Consider the following 24237-nt stretch of genomic DNA (forward strand, 5'->3'; position numbering starts at 1 on the left):
GGAAGCTCACGAGAAGCAGGTGACGGACATGCCCGTCCACGTAATCGCCGCTCATCTGGTGGTCATCACCGCCCCGCTCACGGCCCTGCTGGCGCTCGGCTACGCCTGGCGTCCGGGGATCCGGCGCGCCCTGCGCCTCCCCCTCGTCGCGGCCGGCGTGCTCAACGTGGCGCTCGCGGTCTGGGCCGAGGAGGCGGGCTCCACCCTCTACGAGGCGCTGCGGGCGTCCGCCGCGCGGGCCGGGAAGGACCTGCCGGCGACGGTCCTCGCGCACGCCCACCAGGGCGACGCCCTGACGGCGGTCTCGTTCGCGCTGGCGGTGACCGTGCTCGCGGTGGTCTGGTGGGTGCTCGCGCCCGGCCGGGCGCGCGGCGCGGGGGCGGTCGCCGCCTCCTGCCTGCTGACCGCGGCCGTGGCCGCCGTCTGGTGGTACACCGGGACCACGCTGGTGGCGGGTCTGGAGTCGGTGTGGGCCCAGCACGTCATGTGGCCGTCCTGAGCCCGGCTCCCGGGGCCGGGAACGCCGGCCCCGGAGCGGGCGCTCAGCCCTCCAGCACCTCGCGCAGCCGCGCCGCGAAGCCGTCGGGGTCGCCCGGCATGCCGAACGTGTCGTCCAGGAACCCGCCGTGGTTGCTGGGGAAGGTGACGGGCTCGACGCCGAGCCGGCCCGCGACCGCCACGCCGCCGCGGTGCGCCATCTCGCCCGCCGACTCGGCGCCGACGCCGATCACGATCCGGGTGGACGCGGCGCGCAGCGCGTCGAAGTCGTGCTCGTGGTGGGTGCAGGAGATGAGGTTCTGCCCGAGCAGCGCGTCGTCGCGGGAGCCGTCGTCCTCGGCCGGCAGGCCGAACATGGCCGGGTCGGGGGCCGGGCGGTCGGCGAAGTCGGCCGGGATGTCGCCCTTCAGGCCGACGATCGTGATGAACTGCGCCATCGCCGGGCCGAGCCCGTCCTGCCGGTACGTCCTGCTGATGCCCTGGATCGCGGCCAGCGCCTGCTCGCGGTCCGGCAGCACCTGGGCGGCGGGCGGCTCGTGCGCGACGAGCGTGCGCACCTGCTCCGGGTGCCGGGCCACCAGCACCAGCGCGTTGACCGCGCCGCCGCTGCTGGCGAAGACGTCCACCGGCCCGCCGCCGGCCTCGGCGATCAGCCGGTGCAGGTCGTCGGCGTGCTGCTCGGGCGTGGACTCCTCACCCGGCTCGCCGGTCTTGCGGCTCTCGCCCACGCCGCGCGGGTCGTAGGTGACGATCGTGCGCTCCGGCAGGCGCTCGGCCAGCGCGACGAACCCGGCCGCCCCCATGGGCGAGCCGATCAGCAGCAGCACGGGCCGGCCCGAGGGCTCGGCGGCCTCGCGCACCTCGTAGTGGAGGACCGCGCCGGGCACCTCGAGGGTGTGGGTCTTGAACTCTCGCATTTTTCGCTCCTTCGTCGCTTCCCCTGTATGGACCGGCCGGGCCGCCGGAACTCATCGCCGGCCCGGCGGCCGGGCGGCTCAGGGGCTGACGGGCGGTTCGTCCTGGTAGGCCCGGTGCAACAGCTTCACGAACGACGGGGCCGGGGGCAAGTCGGCGGCCCCGATCCGGTGCACGGGGACTGCGGGCGTCCAGGAGTTCATGACCACGGCGCCGGCCAGGCCGGGCAGGTCGTCGAGGGTGACCTCGCGGTCGAGCTGCGGGACGCCGAGCGCGGCCAGCCGGCGGCGGACGACTCCCATGGTGACGCCGCCCAGCCGCGCGGCCACCGGCCACACGACAGCCGAGCCGTCCCAGAAGGCGAGGTTCCAGATGGTGGCCTCGCTGAGCCGGCCCCGCCGGTCGACGAACGCGGCGTCGTCGAGGCCCTCGGCCGCCGCGCGGCGCAGGTGGTAGGTCTTGGCCGCCTCGCCGGCCTGCTTGACGTGCGGGAGGAACCGCTCGTGCGCGGCGGCCGCGAGCGCCAGCGGGCCCTCGGGAGGAGTGGCGGCCGGTCCGGTGCGCACCAGGACATCCGGCTCGGCGCCGGCGGCGGCGAACCCGGGCGCGTACACGTGGGCCGTCAGCGACAGGTCGGGCGGGCCGGCCGCGACGGCGGCGCGCAGGAAGGACCGCACCCGCTCGTCGGACAGCGTGCGGCCGAACAGCTCGGCCGAGGCGGCGCGCAGCCGTTCCAGGTGCAGGTCGAGGCCGCGCACCCGGCCGTCGCGGACCTGCATGGCGGTGAAGTGGGCGTAGCCGGCGAAGGCGAGCGGCGCGAGGTCGCCGGCGGTCGCCGGGCGGCCGTTGAGGTGGGCGGCCCAGATGGTCGGCATGGCGGATCCCTTTCTTCGCTTGCACACGCATGCTATCGACCTATGCAACGATCTGGGGCGTGGTAGGGCTGGCCCTACCACGCATCGGGGTGACGGCGGCAGTGCCGCGCCGGCGATCCGACCCTAAGGTCGGGATCGTCCGGTCCGTTGAGCCAGAATCGAGCGTCATGACCATGAAGAGGATCACCGTCATCGCGGGCGTGCTGGCCCTGCCGTGCCTCGGGATGGCGACGGGGTGCGGCCTGACCGGCGAGACGAACCACTCCACCGGCGCCTACGAGGTGCCGGATGCCGTGACGGCGCTGCGGGTGACCGCCGACGAGGGCGAGGTCGAGGTGATCGGCTCCGACCGCCGGACCATCGCGGTGACCGAGCGGCTGAGCTGGCGCAAGAACAAGCCGGCGACCAGTCACGAGGTGCGGGACGGCACGCTGGAGCTGAAATTCGACTGCCCGACGACGTTCGGGTTCGGCACGGTCGGCGTCGAGTGCGAGGTGGGCTACCGCGTCGAGGTGCCCAAGGGGCTGCGCGTCGAGGTCAGCTCCGACTCCGGCGACCTCAAGCTGACGGGCCTGTCCGGGGAGCTGCGGGCCCGCACCGACTCGGGGGCGATCGGCGCGGACGGGCTGGCCGGCGGCCGGGTCACGGCCACGACCGACTCGGGGGACGTCACGCTCGCCTTCACCGGCCCTCCTGACGCCGTCACCACCGAATCCGACTCCGGCCGGACCGTCGTCCGCGTGCCCGGCGGCCCGTACGACGTGCGGGCCGAGACCGACTCCGGCGAGAAGAAGATCACGGCCGCCACCAGCGCGTCGGCGCAGCGCCGGATCCGGCTCCGCAGCGACTCCGGCGACCTGGAGGTCGCCACCCCCTGACCCCCGCCCCGCGCGGCCGGGCCGGGGTGGTCAGCCGTTGGGGCGGCGCTGGACGTACAGGCGGTCGCCTTCCGGGCCCGTCCACTCGACCTTGACGACGCCCGCCACCGCCGCGTCGGCGACGCGGGACGGGTCGGCCCAGTAGCCGACGTTGGGGTTGCGGAAGAACGTGGCCCAGAGCTGTCCGCCGCGGTCGCGGAAGAGGTTGTTGTGGCCCGCGCCGACCCCCATCGTCCAGCGCCGCGAGTAGGGGCCCTCGAAGCGGTCGGAGACGGCGACCACCGCGTCGTACTGGTACTGGGCGCGGCCGGCGCCCGCCGGGTCGTAGGCGTGGCGGGTGGCGCCGTCGGCCGCGACGGAGGTGCGGTCCCAGGCGGCGTGCATGAGGTAGTACCTGCCCTCGTGCTTGAAGACGTACGCGCCTTCGAGGTACGGCTCCGGCGTGTACGGCGTCTGCTGGAAGGCGGGCAGGCCGGTCGTGGGGACGATGTCCTCCATGTCGTCCCGGAACCGGGCGTACAGGTTGTTGTGCAGCACCAGCCAGGCGTCGTCGCCCTCGGTGTACATGCTGCCGTCGATGTGGTGGTAGGCGCCGGGCTCGATGAAGGCGGGCCCGCCGATGAACGCAGGAACGAGCCGACCTTGCGGGAGTGGTCGCCCATGCAGGCCACGATGTACCAGCGGCCCCGGAAGTGGTGCACCTCGGGCGCCCAGGCGTTGCCGCGCCTGCCGAAGCGGTCGTCGGTCCAGTGCTCCTGCCACGGCGCGACGACGGTGCGGCCGGGCCGGTTCTCGCCGGCGAACTCCGGCGACCACACCTTGCCCTTCTCGGCGCCGGGCCTGATGCGGGTGGTGTCCGCGAGCCGCCACGGGCCGCGCAGGGACGGCGCCACCCACACGAAGATGCCGTCGTTCCAGGGGGCGGCGGCGTTCAGGCCGGGCACGCGGGTGGTGCCGGTGGCGACGTAGACCGGGCGGCCCCCGACCACGAAGCAGTTGACGTAGGTGTCGCGCATCCAGACCCGGCCCAGCTCCTGGTCGCGGGGGCGCAGTTCGAGCGGGAGGACGAAGGAGTTGTCCTCGCGCGGCCACAGGTCCAGGCGGGTGTCGGCGAGGCCGTACGGCTCGGGCTCCGGCCAGTTCGCCGGGTAACGCCGCCGCGCGGCGTCCGTCGTGGCGGCCCGGGCGGGCGTGGCGGGCAGCGTGGCGGGCAGCGCACTCCCGCTCGCCCGGCACGACCGGAGAACGCGCAGGTCACAACGACCGCGGCCAGCGGCCCGGGACGCCGCACGTCAGTCCGTAACGTTCCGACAACAGAGACGGCGGGCAGTCAGCGCGGCCGGGGCAGCACCATGGTGACCGACGTCCAGCGCCGCTCCCCCACCTCGACGGAGTCGGCGTGGACGGCCTCCTCGCGGAAGCCGAGCCGTTCGTACAGCCGCCTGGCCCCGTGGTTGTGGGCGTACACGCCGAGCGTGACGCGGGCGGCGCCCGGGTCGGCGAAGGCGGCGCCGAGGGCGGCGCGCACCAGCGCCTCGCCGTGCCCGCGCCCCCTGGCCTCGGGCGCGACGAGCACGAGGCCGAGCCGGACCGCCCCGGGCGCGGCGTCGGGACGCAGCATGACGTGGCCGATCGGCCGCCCGCCGGGCCCGTCGGCGACGAGCAGGCGGCGCGCGGGGTCGGCGGCGCGGAAGGCGAGGAGCTGCCCGGCGTCGAACGGCCAGGTGAAGCCGGCTTTCCCGGACCACAGGACGAGCGCGTCGAGACCGTCGATCCAGGAGGCGACCACGGCGGCGTCGGCGGGCTCCAGGGGGCGCAGCGAGATCACCCACGAGATCATACCCGTTTGGGCGTTTTCTGCCTGGGCATTCCGTATCGCCAGGACGCCGCGGCGGAGACGGGGGTGGCCGATGGCGGAGTTCGACGCCTCTTCGTACGGCAGGCACATCGCCGACATCTACGACGAGACGGTACGCGGCCTGCCCACGGACACGGCCGTGGCCTGCCTCGCCCGGCTGGCCGAGGGCGGCCCGGTGCTGGAGTTCGGCATCGGCACGGGACGGCTGGCGCTGCCGCTGGCCGAGCGGGGCCTCGCCGTGGCGGGCGTGGACGGCTCGCCGGACATGGTGGCGGCGCTGCGCGCCAAACCGGGCGGCGACCGCGTCCCGGTGACGGTGGGCGACTTCGCCGAGGTCCGGGCCGGGGAGGCGTTCGCGCTGGTCGTGCTGGCCTTCAACACCGTCTTCGCGCTGCCGTCGCAGGACGCGCAGGTGCGCTGCTTCGCCAACGCCGCCGCGCATCTGCGGCCCGGTGGCCGGTTCGTGGTGGAGGCGTGGGTGCCGGACCCGGGCGCGTTCCGCGACCGGGCCGCGCTGCGGCTGCTGGCGCTCTCGGAGGACGTGGTCACCGCCGAGGCCGCTCTCCTCGCCCCCGCCGAGCAGATGATGTACACGACCAAGATCCGGCTGACCGGCGAGGGGCCGCGCCTGCTGCCCGCCAACCACCGCTACGCCTGGCCCGCCGAGCTCGACCTGATGGGCCGGCTGGCCGGCCTGGAGCGCGAGCACCGCTGGGCCGACTGGGCGGGCACGCCGTTCACCGACGACAGCCGCGCCCACGTGAGCGTGTACCGCCTGCCCGGGGGCGCCTGATGGACCGGCCCCCCGAGCTGGACTACGTCCTGCCGCTGCGCTGGTACGACGACACGGACGACCGCGCCCTGGACGAGCTGACCGGGTACCTGCGCCGCCTGTCCCGCCACGCCCGGATCGTCGTCGTGGACGGCAGCCCGCCCGCCCTGTTCGCCCGCCACGCCCGCCGCTGGCGCGGCCTGGCCGTGCACGTGCCGCCCGACCCGGACGCGGCCTGCGCCAACGGCAAGGTCGCCGGGGTGCTGACCGGGATGCGGCTGGCCCGCGCCGAGCACGTGGTGATCGCCGACGACGACGTCCGCTACGGGCCGGAGGAGCTGGCCGCCGTCCGCCGCCTGCTCGCCCGCGCCGACCTGGTACGGCCGCAGAACCACTTCTCCCCGCTGCCCTGGCACGCCCGCTGGGACACCGCCCGCAGCCTGCTCAACCGCGGCCTCGGCGCCGACTACCCCGGCACGTTCGGCGTGCGCCGCTCGTTCTTCGAGCGGATGGGCGGCTACGACGGCGACGTGCTGTTCGAGAACCTGGAGCTGATCCGCACCGTCCGCGCGCACGGCGGCACCGAGGTGGCCCCGCCCGGCCTGTACGTGCGCCGCCTGCCGCCGGAGGCGTCCCGCTTCTGGTCGCAGCGGGTCCGCCAGGCCTACGACGACCTGGCGCAGCCGGCCCGGCTGGCGCTGTTCCTGTCCGTGCTGCCCGCCGTCGCCGCGGCGCTGCTGCGGCGCAGGCCGGGGCTGGTGGTGGCCGGGGCGGCCGCGGTGACCGCGCTGGCCGAGGCCGGGCGGCGGCGGGCGGGCGGCCGCCGGGTGTTCCCGTGGGACACCTCTCTGTTCGCCCCGCTGTGGGTCCTGGAGCGGGCCACGTGCAGCTGGCTCGCGGTCGCCGCCGCGCTGCGCGGCGGGGTCCCGTACGCCGGGCGGCGGCTCAAGGTGGCCGCGCACTCGGCCCGGCGGCTCAAGGTGGCCGCGCACCAGGCATGGCGGCTCGGAGCGGCCGCCCGCGCGGCGGGCCGTCAGGTCCCGGGCGGCGGGTCGGGCTCGCTGGAGGCCTGAAAACCGATCGCCTTGTGCGAGCCGTCGCAGAACGGCTTGGCCGAGGAGCCCCCGCACCGGCACAGCGCCACGGTGGTCCGGCCGGGGTCGATCGGCTCCCCGTCCTGGGTCAGCAGTTCGAAGGTCCCCCTGATCAGCAGCGGGCCGTCCGCGCAGGGCGTCACCGTCACCACGTCTTCGTCCACCGATGCCCTCTGCCCCACCGGCCCCACGGGAAACGGGCCGCCCCAGCGGAAAGGACGGGCGTCCCACGGATCCGGACCTGCGCGGGACCGGCGGCTTCACTGATCCGCCGCCTGTTTCTAGGTTTTTGGCGTTGACGACAGCACGCCCCCTCGATGTCAGGAGCCAGCGGTGAACGAGTCCCTGCGGCAGATCGGCCGTTTCCTGTGGCATTACGCTGAGATGGCCGTCGCGATGCTCCTCGGCATGGCGCTGCTGGGCCCGCTGTGGTCGGCGGCCCTGCCGGACGCGGTGGCCAGGCTCGACGTGCGCACCCTGACCATGGCCGCCGACATGGCCGCCGGAATGGCGGTGTGGATGCGGGTGCGCCGCCACGGGTGGCCGGCGATCGCCGAGATGGCGGCGGCGATGGTGGCGCCGTTCCTGGTGCTGCTGGTGCCGTACTGGCTGGGCGTGCTGCCGGGGGCGGTGGTGTCCGGGGCGGGGCACGCGCTGATGTTCGTCCTCATGGCGGTGGTCATGCTGCGGCGGCGCGCGGAGTACACGGGGCACCCCGTCCGGGTCCGCGTCCCGGCCAGGGTGGTCAAGGTGGCGGCGCTGGTGCTGGCCACGCTGCTGGTGCCGGGCGCGGTGTCGGCGGTCAGCACGGTCGGCAGGTTCCGCGACCTCTACACCGTGCGCGCCGACGCGCCGGCCGTGCCGCCCTCCACGCGTTCCTCCTCCTACGACCCGGCCAGGCCGACCGTCGCCCTGCTGCTGGGCGGCCGGGGCACCAACGTGGCGGACCTGCTCGGCCCGTTCGAGGTGCTGGAGAGCACCGGCGCGGTCAACGCCTACCTCGTCGCGGCCGGCCCCGGGCTCGCGCCGCTGACCGGCGGCCTGGACGTCGTGCCCGACCTCACCTTCGACGAGCTGGACCGGCTGCTGGCCGGGCACGGCGACCGGCTGGACGCCGTCGTGATCCCCGCCGTGCAGCCGCCCGAGCCGGCCGAGTCGGCGCGGATCGTCTCCTGGCTGCGCCGCCAGTCCGCGGCCGGGGCGGTGACGGTCAGCGTGTGCAACGGCGCGCGCATGCTCGCCACGACCGGCCTGCTGGACGGCCGGCCGGCGACCTCGCACTGGTGGCGGCTCGGCGGCCTCCGCAAGGACTTCCCGCAGGTCGGCTGGACCGCCGGCCACCGCTACGTGGACGACGGGAACGTGCTCACCACGGCCGGCGTGCTGTCCGGCGTCGACGGCGCGCTGCGCCTGGTCGAGCGCCTGGCGGGCGAGGACGCCGCCCGCCTGGCCGCCACGCGGGCGCACTGGCGCCACTACTCCCCCGGCGTCCCCGCGCCGCTGCCGGAGCACGCCCTGGAGCCGCGGGACGTGGTCGTGGCGCTGAACTCCTCCTACCAGACCGGGCCCGCGCGGCTCGGCGTGCCGCTGGTCGACGGGGTCGGCGAGCTGGAGCTGGCCTCGGTGTTCGTCTCCTACACCGAGGAGTCGATGACGAGCAGGACGGTGGCGCTCGGCGACGGGCCGGTCCGGTCGCGGCACGGGCTGACCTTCGTGCCGCGCGCCACGCTCGCCGCCGCCGCGGGCGGCCTGGACCGGCTGCTGGTGCCCGGCGCGGACGCGGCCCGGCGGCACGTGCTGGGCACCGCGCCCTCGCCGGCCACCGGCGGGCTGCGGCCGGAGTACCTGCACGCCCGCGAGGGGTTCCCGTTCGACGCGGTGATGCTGGACGTCGCGGCCACCTACGACCTGCAGACGGCCCGGTGGACGGCGAAGACGCTGGAGTACCCGCTGTCGGACGTACGGGTGACCGGCAGCGCCTGGCCGTGGGGCCCGACGCTGCTCCTGGCGGGGCTGGCGGGGCTGGGCCTCGGGGCCGCACTGGCGGCCCGGGCGCCGGCCCGCCGCCTGCGGGCCGCCCGCCGCCGCGCCCCGGCCGCCGCCGGGACCGGCCGCGAGCAGCCGCCCGCGGAGCTGACCCAGCGCTGAGGCGCGGCCCTACTCCAGGAGCAGGCCCATGTAGTACTCGTCCACCCGCCGCCCGCCGACCTCCAGCGCGGACCTGCGCAGCCCCTCGACCTGGAAGCCGCACGCCAGGTAGAGCCCGAGCGCCGGGCGGTTGTGGCACATGACGGTGAGCTCCAGCCGGGCCAGGCCGGCCTGCCGCGCCTCGGTCACGGCCCGCTCCAGCAGCCGCCGGCCGAGGCCGCGCCCCGCCGACGGGTCGCGCTCGCCCGGCTCCAGCAGCATGAACGCCGACTCGCGGTCCAGCCGGAGCTGGAGGCCGAGCAGGGCCCCGGCGTCGCCGGGCGTGGCGCGGCGGACCTCGATCACGTCCTGGAGCCTGCTCCCGCCGCGCGGGGCTGTCAACGGGGCCGAGGACATCCTTGCACCAGGCAATGGTCTGCTACCGTAGCCCTGGGTGAGCCGGGAAGCCTGGTCGGCATCGCTTCGTCGCGCCCCGCAGAGGATCACGACATGACACCCGAACCCGCCAGGGAGACGCCCGCCCGGGTGCGGCCGTGGTTGTGCGGCACGATCGTCGTCCTCGACCTGGCCGGGACCATGGCGGGGCCGGGCGCGACGCTGCTGCGGCAGGGGCTCGCGACGGCGCTGGCCCGCCGCGACCCCCCGTTCGTCGTCCTGGACGCCACCAGGGCCGGCGCGTTCGACGCCGACGGCCTGGTCCTCATCGCGAGCGCCGGCCGGCACGCCCGCGAGGCGGGCGGGCGGCTGCTGGTCACCGGCTGGCCGGAGTCGGCCGGGCCGCTGGACGGGGCCGAGATCCGGCCCACGCTGGAGGCGGCGCTGACCGAGCTGGCGCGCACGAAGCTCTAGCGATCCACCGCGTTCGTCCCCGATGACCTTATTGCATCGTGCAATGATGAAGGGTACGGCTGCCGCGCACCCGCGCGGCGGCCGGCCACGGCGAGAGACGGAGGAGCGTCATGACGCACCCGGACGCGGGCGAATACGGTTTCTCCTGGATCGTCACCCAGCAGGACGGCGTCGCCGTGCTGAGCGCGACAGGCGACCTGGACCTGGCCTCGGCCGCCGAGTTCCGCCGCGGCCTGTCGGAGGCCACGAGCGGCGGCCGGCCGCCGCTCGTGGTGGCCGACCTCGGCGGAGTCGAGTTCTGCGACTCCTCCGGGCTCAACGCGCTGATCCAGGCCGCGAACGCGGTGGAGGCCGCGGGCGGGCGGCTGGTGCTCAGCGGGCTGCGGCCCCGGGTGGCCCGGCTGCTGCGCGTGACGGGGCTGGACCGGCGCTTCCACGCGGCCGACGACGTCGCGGCGGCCGCGTCCGTGGCGACCGGCTCGGGCGAGGCCAGGACGTCCTGCGCCTGACCCCGCCCCGACCGGCCCGACCGACCGGCCCGACCGGCCCGCCCTAACCGGCCCATCCGACCGGCCCGCGCGGGTCAGGCCCGCGCGGGTCAGGCGGCGGCCGCCCGCCGGGGCGGGGCACGGACGCCGCCCGGGCGGCGGGGTGCGCGGCCGGCCGCGCCCGGCGAGCAGGGCGAGGCCGCCCAGCCGATGATCGCGCCGCTCGCCCAAAGCAGGCTCATGAGCGGGTTCACCGCCACCCGCAGCAGCGCCGCCCGCCCGTCCGGGTCGGCCTCCGTCACGCTCACGTACACGTCGCGCAGCGGCTCGCCGCGCAGCGCGGGCCGGGCGACCGGCCGGCCGCCGCGCGCCGGGTAGGAGACCAGTGACGGGCGCAGGACGTCCACGACCGCGCCGTCGCGCGCGAGGCTGACCACGGCGGTCGCCGTCGCCGCCCCGTCCGCGGCCGCGCGCTCCACGGCTTCGAGCCGCAGCGTGTAACCGCCCGCCTGCAGCGACCCGCCGGTCCACACCCGCCCCTGGACCTCCTCCCCGTACGAGGAGGAGGCGGCGACCGCGACGGCGGCCAGGGCGATCCCGGCGTGGGCCACGAGCACGCCCGCGCGCCGCGCCCCCAGGGGCTCGCCGCCCCGGCCGAGCAGCCGCCCGGCGATCGCGGCCAGCGCGAACGCCGCCACCCCGAACGCGACCAGCGCCAGGACGGGATGCCGCCCGGTGAACCCGAGGCCGGCGACGGTGAGCGCCCCCACCCCGACCGGCCAGCGCGGCGCGCCGCCGGCCGTCCCGTGCCGGGAGCGGGCCGGCCGGAACGGGCGGCGCGGCGCGAGGGAGGCGGCGCCCATCAGCGCGAGCAGCGCCAGCAGCCCGGGACGACCGCGCGCTCCACGTACGGCGGCCCCACCGGCGCCCGCTCCTCCGCAGCAGCTCCGCCACCAGCGGGAACAGGGTGCCGAGCAGCAGCGTCCCGGCCGGCACGGCGACCAGCGCGCCGCACAGCGGCAGCAGCGGGCCGGGACGACCCGGCGGGCGGGGCCCGCGGGCGCGCCGGGCGAGCAGCGCGCCGGCCCCGGCGAGCGCCGCCGCCGGCAGCCCCAGCAGGGCGGTCCCGGCGGCCGGGCCGGCGAGGGGATGCGCCCCGGCCGCCGCCCCGCCGCCGGCCAGGAACGTCCCGACGAGCACCAGCGGGAACGCCGACAGCGCCAGCGGCACCGCCCATCCCCGCAGCGGCCGGGACGGCGCGGCGTGCGGCAGCGCGGTGGCCAGCAGCCACGGCAGCAGGGACGCGTTCCGCACCGGGTCCCACTCCCAGGAGCCGCCCCAGCCCAGCACCTCGTACGACCACCACGCGCCGAGCACGATCCCGGCGGTCAGCGGCACCCAGGCGGCCAGTGTCCACCGCCGGATGCGCCCGGTCTCGGCGCGGCCGGTGACGAGGCAGGCCACGGCGTACCCGAACGGCACGGCGAGCGCCGCGAAGCCGGTGTGGAGGAGCGGCGCGAGCACCCCCATCAGCGGGTTGCCGCGCAGCAGCGGGTCGGGCCCCGGCCCGTCGGCCGTGGCGCCCGGCGGGCCGCCGGCCGGGCCCCCGGTCAGGGCGAACGGGTCGGCGGCCAGCGCGGTGAGGGCGAAGAACGCGGCGCACGCCAGCATGACCGTCGTCAGGGCGGCCGGCTGGAGCCGGTCGGCGGGCCGGTGGCGGCGGCCCGCGACGGCGGCCACCCCGGTGAGGGCCAGCAGCCAGAGCAGCATCGCGCCTTCGGGCGCCGACCACAGGCTCGTCACCGTGGAGTACAGCGGCACGTCCCGCCCGCCGTGCCGGGCCACGTACGCGATCCCGAAGTGCCGCCCGAGCAGCGCCGCCTCCAGCAGCGCGAAGGCCAGCGCGGCGCAGCCGAGCGCGGCCCGGCCGGCCCGCACGGCGACGGCGGCCCGCGCGGGACGGGCCCGCGCCCAGGCGAGGGCGGAGATCAGCGAGGCCGCCAGCCCGGACCACAGGGCGGCGGTGCCGAGGACGCTCACGGCGGCGCTGCCGAGGGCGCCGGTCACGTCCGCTCGATTCGGCTCGCAGGCAACGGCTTCCTCCCGTGACGGATCGGCGGGGGGAGGCGGCTCCATGATCGCGTCTCGGGCAAGCGGGGACAAGTTTCCGCAGGTGGCTGGCGTGGCGGCCGAGCAGATCGGGACGATCGGCTTAACCTGCGGAAACAGGACGGAGGGAGCAGACGATGAGCAAGTCCCGGCACCCGGGCGGTCAGCCCGCCGCGAGGCCCCCCGACGTCCCGGACAGGGGGCCGTGGCGGCTGCTGGGCAAGCTGATGGAGCGCTTCCTGCTGGCCGTGATCGCGCTGCACCTCGCCCGCCGCGCGTTCGGCCGCCGCAGGCGCCGCCCCCGGCCGGACGCGTGACCGCGGGCGGTCAACGCACGATGAGGCCGGCGTCGGCCAGGACGGAGAAGAGCAGGCCGAGGCAGAGCAGCGCCACCGGCCACACCTTCTGGGTGAGCGCGACCAGGACCCCGGCGAGCAGGGCGACGACGGCGAGGAGGGTGAGGACGTCCATGGCGCTCGTACCTGCCCCCGCGCCGCGCTCTCAGGCTCGCCGCTCCGCGGACAGGCGCGCACGCTGCGGCTCCACCGTGTACCTCGGGTCGCCGGCCGAGGCCACGCCCGCGTGGAAGATCCCGAACCGGGTGCAGGCGGAGCCCGCCAGCAGGGCCGCCCCGGCGACGACGGCGGCGGCGCGGCTGCGGCGGCCCGCGGTCGCGCCGAGCAGCGCCCCCGCCACCGACAGGCCCTCGCCCAGCCGCGCCAGCCGGCCCTTGCCCTGCCTGAGCGGCTCGGCGACGACGGGGCCGAGCCGGCGTTCCATGGCCTTGGCGGCGGCGACCTCGACGGCGGTGCCGAGCAGGGCGGCGTTGCGGGCCGGGCCCGCCTCGGCGACCGGCGCGGCGAACATGCCGAGCCCCCCGGCCGCCGACATGGCCGACCCGGCGAACAGCAGCGGCATCTCGCGGTGCCCGCCGTGCCAGAGCGGGACGGCGGTGTCGGAGATCAGCGCCGCCGTGTAGGTGGCGACGGCCGCGCCGGTCAGGCCCGCCCCGGCGCTCGCGGCCCGGCCGAGCCGCGGGAACAGGCCCGTGACGGCGGTGGCGGCGGCCAGCCCGGCCTGCGGCCCGTACGCGCTGAGGATCCAGGTCCCGACGCTCATCGGCGAGGTCACCTTGAACACCCGCAACATGTTCACGAACCGGGACGGCCGGCCCAGGTCGTGGATGAGGGCGTACAACGAGCCGCCCACCGCGCACAGCGCCCCCGCCTTGCCCGCGCGCGCCAGCCGCGGCCGGCCGGTCAGGTCGGCCGCCGCGGCCAGGATCGAGGAGGCCCCCGCCAGGCCGCCGAGGAACAGGTAGCCGGCGATGTCGTGGTCGTGCCAGGTCGGCTCGTTCAGCACCGGCAGGCCGTAGTAGGAGCGGAACCCGGCGGGCGGCACCATCGGCTGCTCGCCGCGCCGCCTGCGCCCGCCGGCCGAGCCGACCGTCGCCTCCCGCTCGGGCCGCAGCGCGGGGTCGTCGTCCATGCGGACGTCGGTCTGGACGTCCGAGCGGGCCACGTCGGGCCGGTCCTCGTTCACGTGCGGCTCCCCCAGGTGGCCACGGCGATGCCGGCCAGCAGCACGGCCGCGGCGATGCCCGCCTGCCGCCACATCGACGGCAGGTCCCTCGTCGTCACCACCGGGTCCGGCGGCAGCCCGTACACCTCGGGCTCGTCCAGCAGCAGGAAGAACGCGCCCGTGCCGCCGACGCCGTCGTCCGGGTCGTGGCCGTACAGGCGGGCGGAGTCCACCCCCGCGGCCCGCACCTGCTCCAGCCGCCGCGCGGCGCGCTCGCGCAGCTCGTCCAGCTCGCCGAACTGGATGGAGTCGGTGGGGCAGCTCTTGGCGCAGGCCGGCTCCTGGCCGACGCCGAGCCGGTCGTAGCACAGGGTGCACTTGGCGGCGACGCCGGTGCTCTCCCGCTTGCCGATCACCCCGTACGGGCAGGCCGGCACGCAGTAGCCGCACCCGTTGCACACGTCGTCCTGCACGACGACGGTCCCGAACTCGGTGCGGAACAACGACCCGGTCGGGCACACGTCGAGGCAGGCCGCGTGGGTGCAGTGCTTGCACACGTCGGAGGCCATCAGCCAGCGGAAGTCCATGTCGCCGAAGCCGTGCTGCTGGTGGCCGAGCGGGCGCGGCTGCTCGACGAAGGCCACGTGCCGCCAGGTGTCGGCGCTGAGGCTCTGGGTGTTGTCGTAGGACATGCCGGTGAAGGCGAGCCCGTCCTCGGGGACGGCGTTCCACTCCTTGCAGGCCACCTCGCACGCCTTGCAGCCGATGCAGATGCTGGTGTCGGTGAAGAAGCCCATCCGCTTGGGGTGGTCGGCGTAGCCGCTCTCGGTCGCCGGGTCGGCGGTCATGGCTCAGACCTCCATGCCGGTGCGGTCGGTGACGCCCGCGCGGCGTTGCTGGTCGCGGACGAGGTCGTCGCGTCCCGCGCCCCGGGGGCGGCGGCCCGGCCGGATGTCGGCGGAGAACGCCTTGACCTCCTGGATGTGGGAGTTCGGGTCGAGGGTGATGGACGACAGCTCGTTGGCGGCGTCGCCGGTGGCCAGGCCGTTCGGGCCGTAGTGGAACGGCAGCCCGATCTGGTGCACCACCTGGCCGTCCAGGTGCAGCGCGGCGATCCGGCGGGTGACCAGCACCCGCGCCTCGATGACGTTGCGGGCGGTGACGATCGTGGCCCAGTCGCCGTGCACGAGGCCGCGCTCTGCGGCCAGCTCGGGCGAGACCTCGCAGAACATCTCCGGCTGCAGCTCGGCCAGGTACGGCACGGTGCGGCTCATCCCGCCGGCGGTGAAGTGCTCGGTCAGCCGGTAGGTGGTCACCACGTACGGGTAGAGGCCGGCGCCGGGCTCGCCGCCGCTGGGGTTGGCCCGGTTGTGCTCGTGCGGGTAGACCATGCGGGCCGGGTTGCGCTGCTGGTGCGGGTACAGCGGGTTGGGCACCGGCGAGTCCTGCGGCTCGTAGTGGGTGGGCAGCGGGCCGTCCAGCACCCCGGCCGGGGCGAACAGCCAGCCCTTGCCGTCGGCCTGCATGATGAACGGGTCGATGCCGGAGATCGCGTCGGTGCCGGTGGCGTCCGGGGCGGGCCGGTAGCCGGGCGGCTTGTCCGGCTCGAAGTCGGGCACGTCGTAGCCGGTCCAGCGGCCCTCGGCGGCGTCCCACCAGACGAGCTTCTTGCGCTCGCTCCACGGGGAGCCGTCGGGACGGGCCGAGGCCCGGTTGTAGAGCAGGCGCCGGTTGTCGGGCCAGGCCCACGCCCATTCGGCGGCGATCCAGTTCTGCTCGGTGGCGGGCTTGCGGCGGGCGGCCTGGTTGACGCCGTCCTGGTAGACGCCGCAGTAGATCCAGCAGCCGCACGAGGTGGAGCCGTCCGCCTTGAGCGCGCTGTAGCCCGGCAGCGGGCCGCCGTGCTCGTCCCAGCCGTTGATCTCGGCGAGGACGGCCTCGGCGACCGGCTCGGCCTGGGCGCCCTCGACCGGGTAGTCCCAGGTGAGGGCGAGCAGCGGCGCGTCCATGGGGTCGGTGGAGCCGGCCAGCTTCTCCCGGATGATCCGGCCCAGGTGGTACATGAACCACAGCTCGCTGCGGGCGTCGCCGGCCGGCTCGACCGCCTGGTGGTGCCATTGGAGCATGCGGTTGGTGTTGGTGAAGCTGCCGTTCTTCTCGGTGTGGGCGGCGGCGGGCAGGAAGAACACCTCGGTGCCGATGTCCTCGGTGCGCAGCTCCCCTGACTCGGTCTCGGGGCCGTCCTGCCACCAGGTGGCCGACTCGATGAGGTTGAAGTCGCGCACCACGAGCCAGTCGAGCTTCGCCATGCCGAGGCGCTGCATCCTGGCGTTCGCCGAGCCGACGGCCGGGTTCTCGCCGAGCAGGAAGTAGCCCTTGCAGGTGCCGTCGAGCTGGGCCAGCACGGTGTCGTACGTGCTGTGGCTGCCGGTCAGGCGGGGCAGCCAGTCGAAGCGGAAGTCGTTGTCCGCCCGCGCCTCGGCGCCCCACCACGCCTTGAGCAGGCTGATCAGGTAGGCGGGCATGTTGACCCAGTGGCCCTTGTGGGCGGCGTCGGCGACGAGGAAGTCGTTCAGCGTCTCGTGCCGGTGGGCGTGCGGCATCGGGATGTAGCCCGGCAGCAGGTTGAACAGCGTCGGGATGTCGCTGGAGCCCTGGATGCTGGCGTGGCCGCGCAGCGCCTGGATGCCGCCGCCGGGGCGGCCCATGTTGCCGAGCAGGAGCTGCAGGATGCAGGCGGCGCGGATGAACTGGGAGCCGTCGCTGTGCTGCGTCCAGCCGACCGCGTAGACGAACTCGGCGGTGCGCTCGGGCCCGGAGTTCTCCGTCAGGTGCCGGCAGACCTGCGCGAACAGCTCGGGCGGGACGCCGCAGGTGCGCTCCACCATTTCCGGGGTGTAGCGGGCGAAGTGCCGCTTGAGCACCTGGAGCACGCAGCGCGGGTGGCTCAGCGTCTCGTCGCGCTGCGGGACGCCCTCCATGGGGTGCCCGATCGCGCCGCGCGTCTCGGCGCCGCCGGCGCGCCGCTCGGCGTAGTCCTCGTCGCGATCGCCGGAGGCGGGCGCGGCCGTGGTGCCCTCGTACTGCCAGCTCTCGCCGCTGTAGTGCCGCCGCTCCGGGTCGAAGCCGGAGAACAGCCCGTCGAGGTCCTCGGTGTCGCGGTAGTCCTCGCGGAGGACGGTGGCCGCGTTGGTGTAGTTGACCACGAACTCGCGGAAGTACAGGTCGTTCTGCAGGACGTGGTTGATGATCCCGCCGAGGAAGGCCACGTCGGAGCCGGCCCGGATCGGCACGTGCAGGTCCGCCATCGCGCTGGTCCTGGTGAAGCGCGGGTCCACGTGGATGACGACCGCGCCGCGCGCCTTGGCCTCCATCACCCACTGGAAGCCCACCGGGTGGGCCTCGGCGAAGTTCGAGCCCTGGATGACGATGCAGTCGGAGTGCTGGAGGTCCTGGAGGAACGTGGTCGCGCCGCCCCGCCCGAACGACGTGCCGAGCCCGACCACGGTGGAGCTGTGGCACACCCGGGCCTGGTTCTCGATCTGCACCACGCCGAGCGCCGTCAGCAGCTTCTTGATGAGGTAGTTCTCCTCGTTGTCGAGCGTGGCGCCGCCGAGGCTGGCGATGCCCATCGTGCGGGCGGTGCGCCTGCCGTCCTTCTCCCACTCCCAGCTCGCCCGCCGGGTGGCGATGACCCGGTCGGCGATCATGTCCATGGCGGTGCCGAGGTCGAGCTCCTGCCAGCCGGCCGCGTGCGGCGGCCGGTAGAGGACCCGGTGCAGGCGGCTGCCGCCAGTGGTGAGCTGGAGCGTGGCCGCGCCCTTCGGGCACAGCCGGCCGCGGCTGACCGGCGAGTCGGGGTCGCCCTCGATGTGCACGACCCGCTCGTCCTTGACGTAGACGTTCTGCGCGCAGCCGACCGCGCAGTACGGGCACACCGACTTGACCACGCGGTCCGCCTCGGCGGTACGGGCCCGCAGGCCGTCGGTGCGGGCCGAGCGGACCGCCGCGCCCCGGCCGAGCCGGTCCCGGCCGGTGAGCTGGCGCAGCAGCGGCCAGGAGGACAGCCCGTCAGGGAGGTTCATGACCGGCCGCCCTTCGCCCGGCGCCTGCCGTTGCCCTTGCCGTTGCTCTTGCCGTTGTTCTCGCCGCTACTGGTGCTGGGGGCGGCCGGGGTGGCCGCCCGCTCGCTCCACGCGCGCCTGCGGATCCAGGCGTGCACGTCCTCGCGCACGGTCGGGTTCACCTCGCGCGGGTTGACCAGGCGCTGGGCGTGCGAGGGCAGCATGCCGGGCCGCTCCCGCTGCTTGCGGGTGACGGTGTCGCCGCCGTCGGCCGGGATGCCGGTCGCGATCAGATACGCCCGCCCGGCCGGGACGCCCAGCCGCCCGGCGATCTCGTCGTAGCCGTGTCCCTGCGCCAGCAGCCGCAGCACCTGCTCCTTGCTCGGCATGGTCCCGCCCCCGCCTTCGTGGCTCGCCTCGTCCGTGGGTCGCATGCCGTCCCGTTCCCGGCCCGTGATCGGCGGAAAACCAGCGCCTTGTCCTGAGGGGTGCATGTTCCGGCAAAGCGGCGGGGTATACCCCCCGGATGACGACGGAGACGGGCGTGCGGGTCAGGCCGGTGGCGGGGCACATCGGCGCGGAGATCGACGGCGTGGACCTCAAGGCCGGGCCGGACGAGGCGACGGTCGCCGCGATCCGCGAGGCCCTGTGGCGGTGGAAGGTGGTCTTCTTCCGCGGGCAGTGGCTCGACCACGCCGCGCACGTGGCGCTGGCCCGCCGCTTCGGCGAGCCGGTGGTGCTGCGGAGGCGCGGCTCGGCCTCGCCCGCCGGCTTCCCCGAGGTGGAGACCACGGCCGACCGGCTGGAGCTGGCCGGCCGGTTCGGCATGGAGCGCGAGGAGTGGCTGGAGCGGCGGCGGCACTCGTACCTGCGGGGGTGGCACTGCGACCACGGGGCGCGCGTCGACCCGCCGGCCGCGACGATCCTGCGGGCCGAGACCGTGCCGGCGTACGGGGGCGACACCACGTGGGCCAACCTCGCCGCCGCCTACGCCGGGCTGTCGGAGCCGGTGCGGCGCCTCGTCGACGGGCTGCGCGCCGAGCACCGGCTCGGCGTCGGCTACCAGCCGCGCCCGCAGGACGACGCCTACGTCCGGCACCTGCTCGGCCACCAGATCGCGACCCTGCACCCGCTGGTGCGGGTGCACCCGGAGACGGGCGAGCGGCTGCTGTACGTCAACGGCTACTACGTCGAGCGGATCGCGGAGGTCTCCAGGCTGGAGAGCGGGGCGCTGCTGGAGATGCTGCTCCAGCAGGCCGTCCGCCCCGAGTACACCGTGCGCTTCCGGTGGCAGCCGGGCGACGTCGCGTTCTGGGACAACCGCGCCACCATGCACCTGGCCCCGTCCGACACCCAGCACCTCGGCCAGGCGCGCGTCATGCACCGGGTCATGCTGCACGGCGAGGTGCCGGTCGGCGCGGACGGCCGCCGCTCCGAGCCGATCACCGGCCCGGAGCCCGGGAGCTGGTGAGCCCGGGCTCCCGGAGGCCGCCGGACCAGGTCAGGACCGGCCGCGGCCGGTGAGGGCGTCGCGCAGCCGGTCCACCAGGCCGGTCCCGGGGGCCAGCAGCTTGTTGCCGGGCGGGGTGTCGGGCGCGGAGGGGTGCGGGCGCGTCGGCGCGGTCTTCTTGGCCCGCTCGACCTTGGCGCCCAGCTCCTCGAGCTCCTCCTGGCTGCACGCCTCGCGCAGGCGCGGGAACAGGTCGTCCTCCTCCTCCCTGACGTGGTGCCGGATCTCGGTCATCAGCCGGTCCAGCGTGGGCCAGAACTCCTCGTCGCCGGGCTCCAGCCGCTCCAGGTCCTTCATCGTCCGCTCGGCCTCGGCGTGCTCGGCGATCTCGTGGTCGGCGATCTTGTCGCCGCCGGTCACGTGTTGCCGCACGGCCGGGTAGAGGTGCTCCTCCTCGGCCACGGAGTGGCGGACCAGCTCGATGACCACGTTCTCGGCCAGCAGCTTGGGGCGTTCGCCGATGGCGCCGCGCATGCCTTCGAGCTCGGTGAACATCTGCTCCACCTCGCGGTGGTCGGTCACCAGCACGGAGATCACGTCGCGTTGGTCGGCCATGGGGCTCCCCCTTCGTTTGTCGTGGACACGGGCTGTCCCCATTCCCCCTGACGGCAGAAGAAACGCCGTAGGCGCGGGCGGTTCGGGGCGGGTGGAGCAGCGTCGATAAAAAGTCCCGTTTATTACGGATTGTGCGAGGTAGTGGGCGCGGGACGCCCCGCCGACAAAGGGCGGGCCGTGACGCGACGCCCCCTGGGAGGTGAAGATCATCCTCGTCGTGGCATTGGCCATCCCGATCATGGCCCTGATCGGCCTGATGCTCATGCAGGTCCTGGAAGAGACGCTGCTGCCCTCTTCCCCCGCTCCGGCATCCGGCCCCCGCACCCTCGCATCCGTCACCCCGGAAGCCTCCACCCCGGAAGCCTCCACCCCGGAACCCGTCGTCCCGGAACCCGTCGTTCCGGAGGCCGGCTCCGCGAGCCTTCCCCATGCTCAGCGCCGGCGCCCGTCCCACCGGACGCGCCGGTCCCCCAGCCCCCGCCCGCGGCACGCCGGGCGGCGGACCCTCCGCCACGTGCTGCCGCAGCGCGTGCTGCCGCAGCACGGGCGGCACGAGAGCGACGCCGCGCAGGCACCCGTCGCCACGGAGAGCCCCGCCCCCGTCGCGGTGGCCGTCGAGAGCCAGGGGTGAGCGGAGCCCGGGACGCGCCTCACCGGGGCGCGGTCCCGGGCTCACCCCCGCTCAACGGGGTGGGCGGTCAGGGCTTGGTCAGGCGGACCAGGAAGCCGTCGTGGTCGGTGTAGGTCAGGCCGTACTTGCTGGTGCTGACGAACGCGAAGTCGTTGCTGAAGATCACGTGCTGCACGTCCCCGTCGCCCTTGCGGATGTGGCCGCTCGGCACGCAGTTCTGGGCGTTCTCCGGGTCCGAGGTGTCGTACTCCAGGTTGAGGTCGCCGCCGACCACTGTCCTGCCGGTGACGCCCTCGGCCGACCTGATGGCCGGCACCGCGCTGAACATCAGCGCCTGGCACTGCGCCAGCGCGACCGGCTCGCTGGAGGAGCTGAGGTGCGTCGCGCAGGACAGGTGGTCGCCGATCGCGTACGCGCAGGCGAACGTGCGCTTCTCGTTGGTGCCGTCCTGGGCCGTGTACTCCCCCGCCCAGCCGTTCACGCCCTGCCACAGCGCGGCCGGCACCCGGCCGAGCACGGCGTTGCCGAAGCTGTCGCCGTTGGTGCAGGTGATCGGGCCGCCGCTCTGCTTGTCGATCGCCGGGTAGAAGACGGAGTACGTCCAGTCGTCCGGCCACGCCTCGGCCAGCGACGGCTGCAGGTAGCCGGGCAGGTCGGCCGAGCAGATCTCGTTCAGCGTGACCAGGTCGGGCGCCAGGTAGTAGATCAGGTCGCCGCCCTCGTAGACGGCCTGTCCGCCGGCGTAGCAGCCCGCGTGACCGCTGTTGCACAGGTTGAGCTGCAACTCGTGGAAGCGGCGGGCGGCCAAGGTCCCGGCGCGGTCCTCCCGGCGCACGCCGAGGGGCGCGGCGGCGCGGGCCTTGCCGCCGCGGGCCTTCGCGGTGCGCGCCGCGGCGGCGGCGCCCATCGGCGCGACGGCGGTCACCGGCAGCGGCTTGACCGTGGCGGGCGGCGGTCCGGCCGCGACGCGCGGCGGCCCGGCGTTCGCCGGCGGCGTCAGGGTGAGGAGGAGCCCGCAGGCGGCGGCCACGGCGGCCGTCAGTCGGCGGGCGGTGCGGAGGGTTCTCACGGGTGTTTCCTCCTTTCGACGCGATCGATGGTGTCGAGGCGGAGGGGCGGCGGGAAGAGCCTTTACGTCTGACCGCAAACACGACAAAAGCCACATTTCGGGTTGACGGCCTGGTGCGCTCGTGGTGTCGTACGGATTGACAGGCGCAGTCAAGGCATAAGGGACTGAATGGGTACGTTAAGGATCCATTTCACCGCCGACGACCTGGCACGCGTCACCCTCGCCGACCGACCCGACCCCCTGTGGGAGGTCATCTTCACCCGTTTCCGGTTCCGGGACCGGGTGCGCCCGCTGGCCTTCCGGCCCTGGTTCGCGGCCCTGCACGCCGAGCCCGCGAGGACCGCCCGCATGCGCCGCGGCGCCCGCCTGCTGGACGAGCTGGCCCCGTCCGGGCCGTACTTCCCCGACTTCCTCACCCCCTACGAGGGCACGCACGGCCTCGACCACGGGCTGGAGGCGCTGCTCGCCACCCCCAAGCGGCGGCTCGCGGCCGAGCTGGGCCGCCTGGCCCGGCACCGGCGGCCGCCCGGCTGGGCCCGGCCGCTCGCCGAGGGCGACCCCGGCGTGCTCGCCGGCCTGGCCGCCGCGCTGCGCGACTACCACGCGGCCGCGCTCGCCCCGTTCCAGCAGGCCGTCGACGCCGCCGTCGCCGCCGACCGCGACCGCCGCGCCCGCGACGTGCTCGGCGGCGGCGTGGAGGCGCTGCTGGCCGGGCTCGGGCCGCCGATGCGCTGGCGGCCGCCCGTCCTGGAGGTCGGCTACGTCGTGGACCAGGACCTGGTGCTGGGCGGGCGCGGCCTGCGGCTCGTGCCGTCGTACTTCTGCCGGCGCACGCCGCTGTCGCTGGCCGACCCCGGGCTGCCGCCGGTGCTCATCTACCCCATCGAGCAGCGGCACCGGTGGCGGGCGGCGCCGGGCCGGCGGGCGGACCTCACCACGCTCCTGGGCGCCAACCGCTCCGCCGTGCTGCACGCCCTCGACCGCGGCACGACCACCACGCAGCTCGCCCGCCTGCTGCGGATCTCCCCCGCGACGGCCAGCCGGCACGCCACCGTCCTGCGCGAGGCCGGGCTGGTCGACACCCGCCGCGACGGGACCGCGGTCGTGCACACCCGCACCGCCCTGGGGACGGCGCTGCTGGCGGGCCACGCCGACGAACCCCTCCCCTGAGCCGCCGGGAACACCCGCGTCGCCGACGATCACGAACAGGAGCACCTGGACATGAGCGACACGCCGCGACTGCACCGCGCCGGTCCCGCCCTGCTGGAGCGGGCCCGCGAGCTGCGTCCCCTGATCGAGCGCGAGGCGGCCGCCGCCGAGGAGCGGGGCCGTCTCACCGAGCCCGTCGTGGACGCGCTGCACGACGCGGGCCTGTTCACCGTCTGGATCCCGGCCCCGCTGGGCGGCGCGGAGTCGGCCCCGACCGAGCTGCTCGCCGTCTTCGAGGAGCTCTCCTACGCCGACCCCTCGACCGGCTGGGTCGTCATGGCCACCACGCTGGAGAACGGCACCGCCGGCGCCTACCTGGGCGACGACGCCGTGGAGCGGATCTTCGCCGGCCCGCGCGCCCCGCTGATCGCCGGCCAGGGCACCCGCCCCGGCACCGCGGTCCCGGAGAACGGCGGCTTCCGCCTCAGCGGCCAGTGGAGCTTCGCCTCCGGCATGCCGCACGCCCAGTACGCCCACAGCCTCGGCGCGGTCGAGGGCAGCGACGAGGTCCACATCTGCGTCACCCCCATCGAGGACGTCAAGCCGCTCGGCAACTGGGACGTCCTCGGCCTGCGCGCCACCGGCAGCATCGACTACGCCATCGAGGGCGCGTTCGTGCCGGAGTCGTACACGCACGTCTTCACCCTGGACGAGCCGCTGCGCGGCGGCGCGCTCTACCGGCTCGGCCTGGTCGACCAGGCGCTCATCTGCCACTCGGGGTGGGCGCTCGGCGTCGGCCGCCGCCTGCTGGACGAGCTGGCCCGGCACGCCGCGGCCCGCAGCGGCCGGCCCGGCCAGATCGCCGCGAGCGACGCCTTCCACACCGGTTTCGCCCGCGCCGAGGCGGCCTTCCGCGCCGCCTCGGCGCTGGTCCGCCAGACCTGGGCGGACGCGGAGCGCATCCTGGAGGACGGCGGCCGGCCCGGCGTGCGCCAGGAGACGATGCTCCGGCTGGCGCTGAACCACATCACCTCGACGCTCACCGACACCGCCCGCTTCTGCTACGCGGCCGGCGGCACGTCGGCGCTGCGCGACGGGCTCACGCAGCGGCTGTTCCGCGACGCGCACGCGGGGGCCGCGCACATCACCTCGGGCCCGCAGGTGCTGGCCGCCTGCGGGCGCGAGCTGGCCGGGCTGGCGCCGGGCGAGTCGTGGGTGGTGTTCGGCCTGGAACCCGCCTGACGCCTTTACGTT

27 protein-coding genes and 1 pseudogene are annotated in these 24237 nt (G+C 75.4%); 13 read left to right on the top strand and 15 right to left on the bottom strand.

What is annotated here, in order from left to right; translation table 11 throughout:
• Positions 1-28: 28 nt before the first annotated feature.
• Positions 29-499 (top strand): hypothetical protein, encoded by a 471-nt coding sequence (locus MF672_RS18220; RefSeq protein WP_242382914.1) that lies wholly within the window; start codon positions 29-31, stop codon positions 497-499.
• A 43-nt stretch (positions 500-542) separates the two neighbouring features.
• Here the strand turns inward: MF672_RS18220 and MF672_RS18225 are convergent, their stop codons facing one another.
• Positions 543-1415, bottom strand: a complete 873-nt coding sequence (locus MF672_RS18225) for an alpha/beta fold hydrolase (RefSeq protein ID WP_242382915.1) — start codon at positions 1413-1415, stop codon at positions 543-545.
• 78 nt (positions 1416-1493) lie between these two features.
• Entirely contained in the window at positions 1494-2288 is a 795-nt protein-coding gene (locus tag MF672_RS18230) for an aminotransferase class IV family protein (RefSeq protein ID WP_242382917.1), read from the bottom strand.
• Between the two features lie 167 nt (positions 2289-2455).
• Here MF672_RS18230 and MF672_RS18235 point away from each other — a divergent pair, with 167 nt between their 5' ends.
• Positions 2456-3166: a DUF4097 family beta strand repeat-containing protein gene (locus MF672_RS18235; protein WP_242382919.1), complete on the top strand. Its 711-nt coding sequence runs from the start codon at positions 2456-2458 to the stop codon at positions 3164-3166.
• A gap of 30 nt (positions 3167-3196) precedes the next feature.
• Here the strand turns inward: MF672_RS18235 and MF672_RS18240 are convergent, their stop codons facing one another.
• Positions 3197-3928 (bottom strand): family 43 glycosylhydrolase, encoded by a 732-nt coding sequence (locus tag MF672_RS18240; RefSeq protein WP_302893230.1) that lies wholly within the window; start codon positions 3926-3928, stop codon positions 3197-3199.
• On the opposite strand from MF672_RS18240, the gene MF672_RS18245 reads away from it, so the two are divergent.
• Entirely contained in the window at positions 3827-4135 is a 309-nt protein-coding gene (locus tag MF672_RS18245) for a hypothetical protein (RefSeq protein ID WP_242382923.1), read from the top strand. The two genes, MF672_RS18240 and MF672_RS18245, sit on opposite strands and share 102 nt — an antisense overlap.
• 361 nt (positions 4136-4496) lie before the next feature.
• On the opposite strand, the gene MF672_RS18250 is transcribed toward MF672_RS18245, so the two are convergent.
• Complete coding sequence (locus MF672_RS18250; RefSeq protein WP_242382925.1) at positions 4497-4994, bottom strand: GNAT family N-acetyltransferase; 498 nt, start codon at positions 4992-4994, stop codon at positions 4497-4499.
• A gap of 82 nt (positions 4995-5076) precedes the next feature.
• Between MF672_RS18250 and MF672_RS18255 the strand changes: the two genes are divergently transcribed.
• Both MF672_RS18255 and MF672_RS18260 read left to right on the top strand, forming a co-directional pair.
• The gene (locus tag MF672_RS18255; RefSeq protein WP_242382927.1) at positions 5077-5817 is read left to right on the top strand and encodes a class I SAM-dependent DNA methyltransferase; all 741 of its coding nucleotides are present in this window, start codon (positions 5077-5079) and stop codon (positions 5815-5817) included.
• A complete protein-coding gene (locus tag MF672_RS18260; protein WP_247815294.1) occupies positions 5817-6869 on the top strand; it encodes a glycosyltransferase family 2 protein in 1053 nt (350 codons plus the stop codon). The genes MF672_RS18255 and MF672_RS18260 overlap by 1 nt, the downstream gene beginning before the upstream one ends.
• Here MF672_RS18260 and MF672_RS18265 read toward each other — a convergent pair.
• On the bottom strand, positions 6830-7054 hold the full coding sequence (locus MF672_RS18265) for a CDGSH iron-sulfur domain-containing protein (protein ID WP_242382930.1): 225 nt from the start codon (positions 7052-7054) through the stop codon (positions 6830-6832). The genes MF672_RS18260 and MF672_RS18265 overlap by 40 nt on opposite strands.
• 169 nt (positions 7055-7223) lie before the next feature.
• On the opposite strand from MF672_RS18265, the gene MF672_RS18270 reads away from it, so the two are divergent.
• The gene (locus tag MF672_RS18270) at positions 7224-9038 is read left to right on the top strand and encodes a DJ-1/PfpI family protein (protein ID WP_247815295.1); all 1815 of its coding nucleotides are present in this window, start codon (positions 7224-7226) and stop codon (positions 9036-9038) included.
• 9 nt (positions 9039-9047) lie between these two features.
• Here the strand turns inward: MF672_RS18270 and MF672_RS18275 are convergent, their stop codons facing one another.
• Positions 9048-9383: a GNAT family N-acetyltransferase gene (locus MF672_RS18275; RefSeq protein WP_242384179.1), complete on the bottom strand. Its 336-nt coding sequence runs from the start codon at positions 9381-9383 to the stop codon at positions 9048-9050.
• A gap of 144 nt (positions 9384-9527) precedes the next feature.
• On the opposite strand from MF672_RS18275, the gene MF672_RS18280 reads away from it, so the two are divergent.
• Together MF672_RS18280 and MF672_RS18285 are read left to right on the top strand one after the other, a co-directional pair.
• Positions 9528-9887, top strand: a complete 360-nt coding sequence (locus tag MF672_RS18280) for an STAS domain-containing protein (protein ID WP_242384180.1) — start codon at positions 9528-9530, stop codon at positions 9885-9887.
• Positions 9888-9997: 110 nt separating this feature from the next.
• Complete coding sequence (locus MF672_RS18285; RefSeq protein WP_242384181.1) at positions 9998-10396, top strand: STAS domain-containing protein; 399 nt, start codon at positions 9998-10000, stop codon at positions 10394-10396.
• A gap of 89 nt (positions 10397-10485) precedes the next feature.
• Here the strand turns inward: MF672_RS18285 and MF672_RS18290 are convergent, their stop codons facing one another.
• Both MF672_RS18290 and ccsA read right to left on the bottom strand, forming a co-directional pair.
• A complete protein-coding gene (locus tag MF672_RS18290; protein ID WP_247815296.1) occupies positions 10486-11238 on the bottom strand; it encodes a cytochrome c-type biogenesis CcmF C-terminal domain-containing protein in 753 nt (250 codons plus the stop codon).
• Between the two features lie 328 nt (positions 11239-11566).
• Positions 11567-12511: pseudogene (gene ccsA / locus MF672_RS52175) on the bottom strand (cytochrome c biogenesis protein CcsA); the annotation flags it as partial.
• Between the two features lie 110 nt (positions 12512-12621).
• Between ccsA and MF672_RS18295 the strand changes: the two are divergent.
• A complete protein-coding gene (locus MF672_RS18295) occupies positions 12622-12801 on the top strand; it encodes a hypothetical protein (protein WP_242384169.1) in 180 nt (59 codons plus the stop codon).
• A 10-nt stretch (positions 12802-12811) separates the two neighbouring features.
• Here MF672_RS18295 and MF672_RS18300 read toward each other — a convergent pair whose 3' ends face one another.
• Genes MF672_RS18300 through MF672_RS18320 form a run of 5 tightly spaced genes read right to left on the bottom strand, consistent with a single transcriptional unit; the run spans position 12812 to position 18503 of the window.
• Entirely contained in the window at positions 12812-12955 is a 144-nt protein-coding gene (locus MF672_RS18300) for a hypothetical protein (RefSeq protein ID WP_242384168.1), read from the bottom strand.
• A gap of 30 nt (positions 12956-12985) precedes the next feature.
• On the bottom strand, positions 12986-13972 hold the full coding sequence (gene nrfD / locus MF672_RS18305; protein WP_247815494.1) for an NrfD/PsrC family molybdoenzyme membrane anchor subunit: 987 nt from the start codon (positions 13970-13972) through the stop codon (positions 12986-12988).
• Positions 13973-14022: 50 nt separating this feature from the next.
• On the bottom strand, positions 14023-14853 hold the full coding sequence (locus MF672_RS18310; RefSeq protein WP_242383434.1) for a 4Fe-4S dicluster domain-containing protein: 831 nt from the start codon (positions 14851-14853) through the stop codon (positions 14023-14025).
• 3 nt (positions 14854-14856) lie between these two features.
• Positions 14857-18090, bottom strand: a complete 3234-nt coding sequence (fdh, locus tag MF672_RS18315; protein WP_242383433.1) for a formate dehydrogenase — start codon at positions 18088-18090, stop codon at positions 14857-14859.
• Positions 18087-18503, bottom strand: a complete 417-nt coding sequence (locus tag MF672_RS18320; protein ID WP_242383432.1) for a helix-turn-helix domain-containing protein — start codon at positions 18501-18503, stop codon at positions 18087-18089. The genes fdh and MF672_RS18320 overlap by 4 nt, the downstream gene beginning before the upstream one ends.
• 92 nt (positions 18504-18595) lie before the next feature.
• Between MF672_RS18320 and MF672_RS18325 the strand changes: the two genes are divergently transcribed.
• The gene (locus tag MF672_RS18325) at positions 18596-19540 is read left to right on the top strand and encodes a TauD/TfdA dioxygenase family protein (protein ID WP_242383431.1); all 945 of its coding nucleotides are present in this window, start codon (positions 18596-18598) and stop codon (positions 19538-19540) included.
• A gap of 30 nt (positions 19541-19570) precedes the next feature.
• Here MF672_RS18325 and MF672_RS18330 read toward each other — a convergent pair whose 3' ends face one another.
• Positions 19571-20134: a hemerythrin domain-containing protein gene (locus MF672_RS18330; RefSeq protein ID WP_242383430.1), complete on the bottom strand. Its 564-nt coding sequence runs from the start codon at positions 20132-20134 to the stop codon at positions 19571-19573.
• Between the two features lie 217 nt (positions 20135-20351).
• On the opposite strand from MF672_RS18330, the gene MF672_RS18335 reads away from it, so the two are divergent.
• Positions 20352-20765 carry a hypothetical protein gene (locus MF672_RS18335; protein WP_242383429.1) on the top strand — a complete coding sequence of 138 codons (414 nt, stop codon included), beginning with the start codon at positions 20352-20354 and terminating at the stop codon, positions 20763-20765.
• Between the two features lie 67 nt (positions 20766-20832).
• Here the strand turns inward: MF672_RS18335 and MF672_RS18340 are convergent, their stop codons facing one another.
• Positions 20833-21834 (bottom strand): hypothetical protein, encoded by a 1002-nt coding sequence (locus MF672_RS18340; RefSeq protein ID WP_242383428.1) that lies wholly within the window; start codon positions 21832-21834, stop codon positions 20833-20835.
• Positions 21835-22002: 168 nt separating this feature from the next.
• Between MF672_RS18340 and MF672_RS18345 the strand changes: the two genes are divergently transcribed.
• Together MF672_RS18345 and MF672_RS18350 are read left to right on the top strand one after the other, a co-directional pair.
• Entirely contained in the window at positions 22003-23004 is a 1002-nt protein-coding gene (locus MF672_RS18345; protein WP_247815297.1) for an ArsR/SmtB family transcription factor, read from the top strand.
• Between the two features lie 51 nt (positions 23005-23055).
• Complete coding sequence (locus MF672_RS18350) at positions 23056-24225, top strand: acyl-CoA dehydrogenase family protein (protein WP_242383160.1); 1170 nt, start codon at positions 23056-23058, stop codon at positions 24223-24225.
• The last annotated feature ends 12 nt before the right edge of the window (positions 24226-24237 follow it).

It is taken from the genome of Actinomadura luzonensis, assembly GCF_022664455.2.
GTDB classification, from domain to species: domain Bacteria; phylum Actinomycetota; class Actinomycetes; order Streptosporangiales; family Streptosporangiaceae; genus Nonomuraea; species Nonomuraea luzonensis.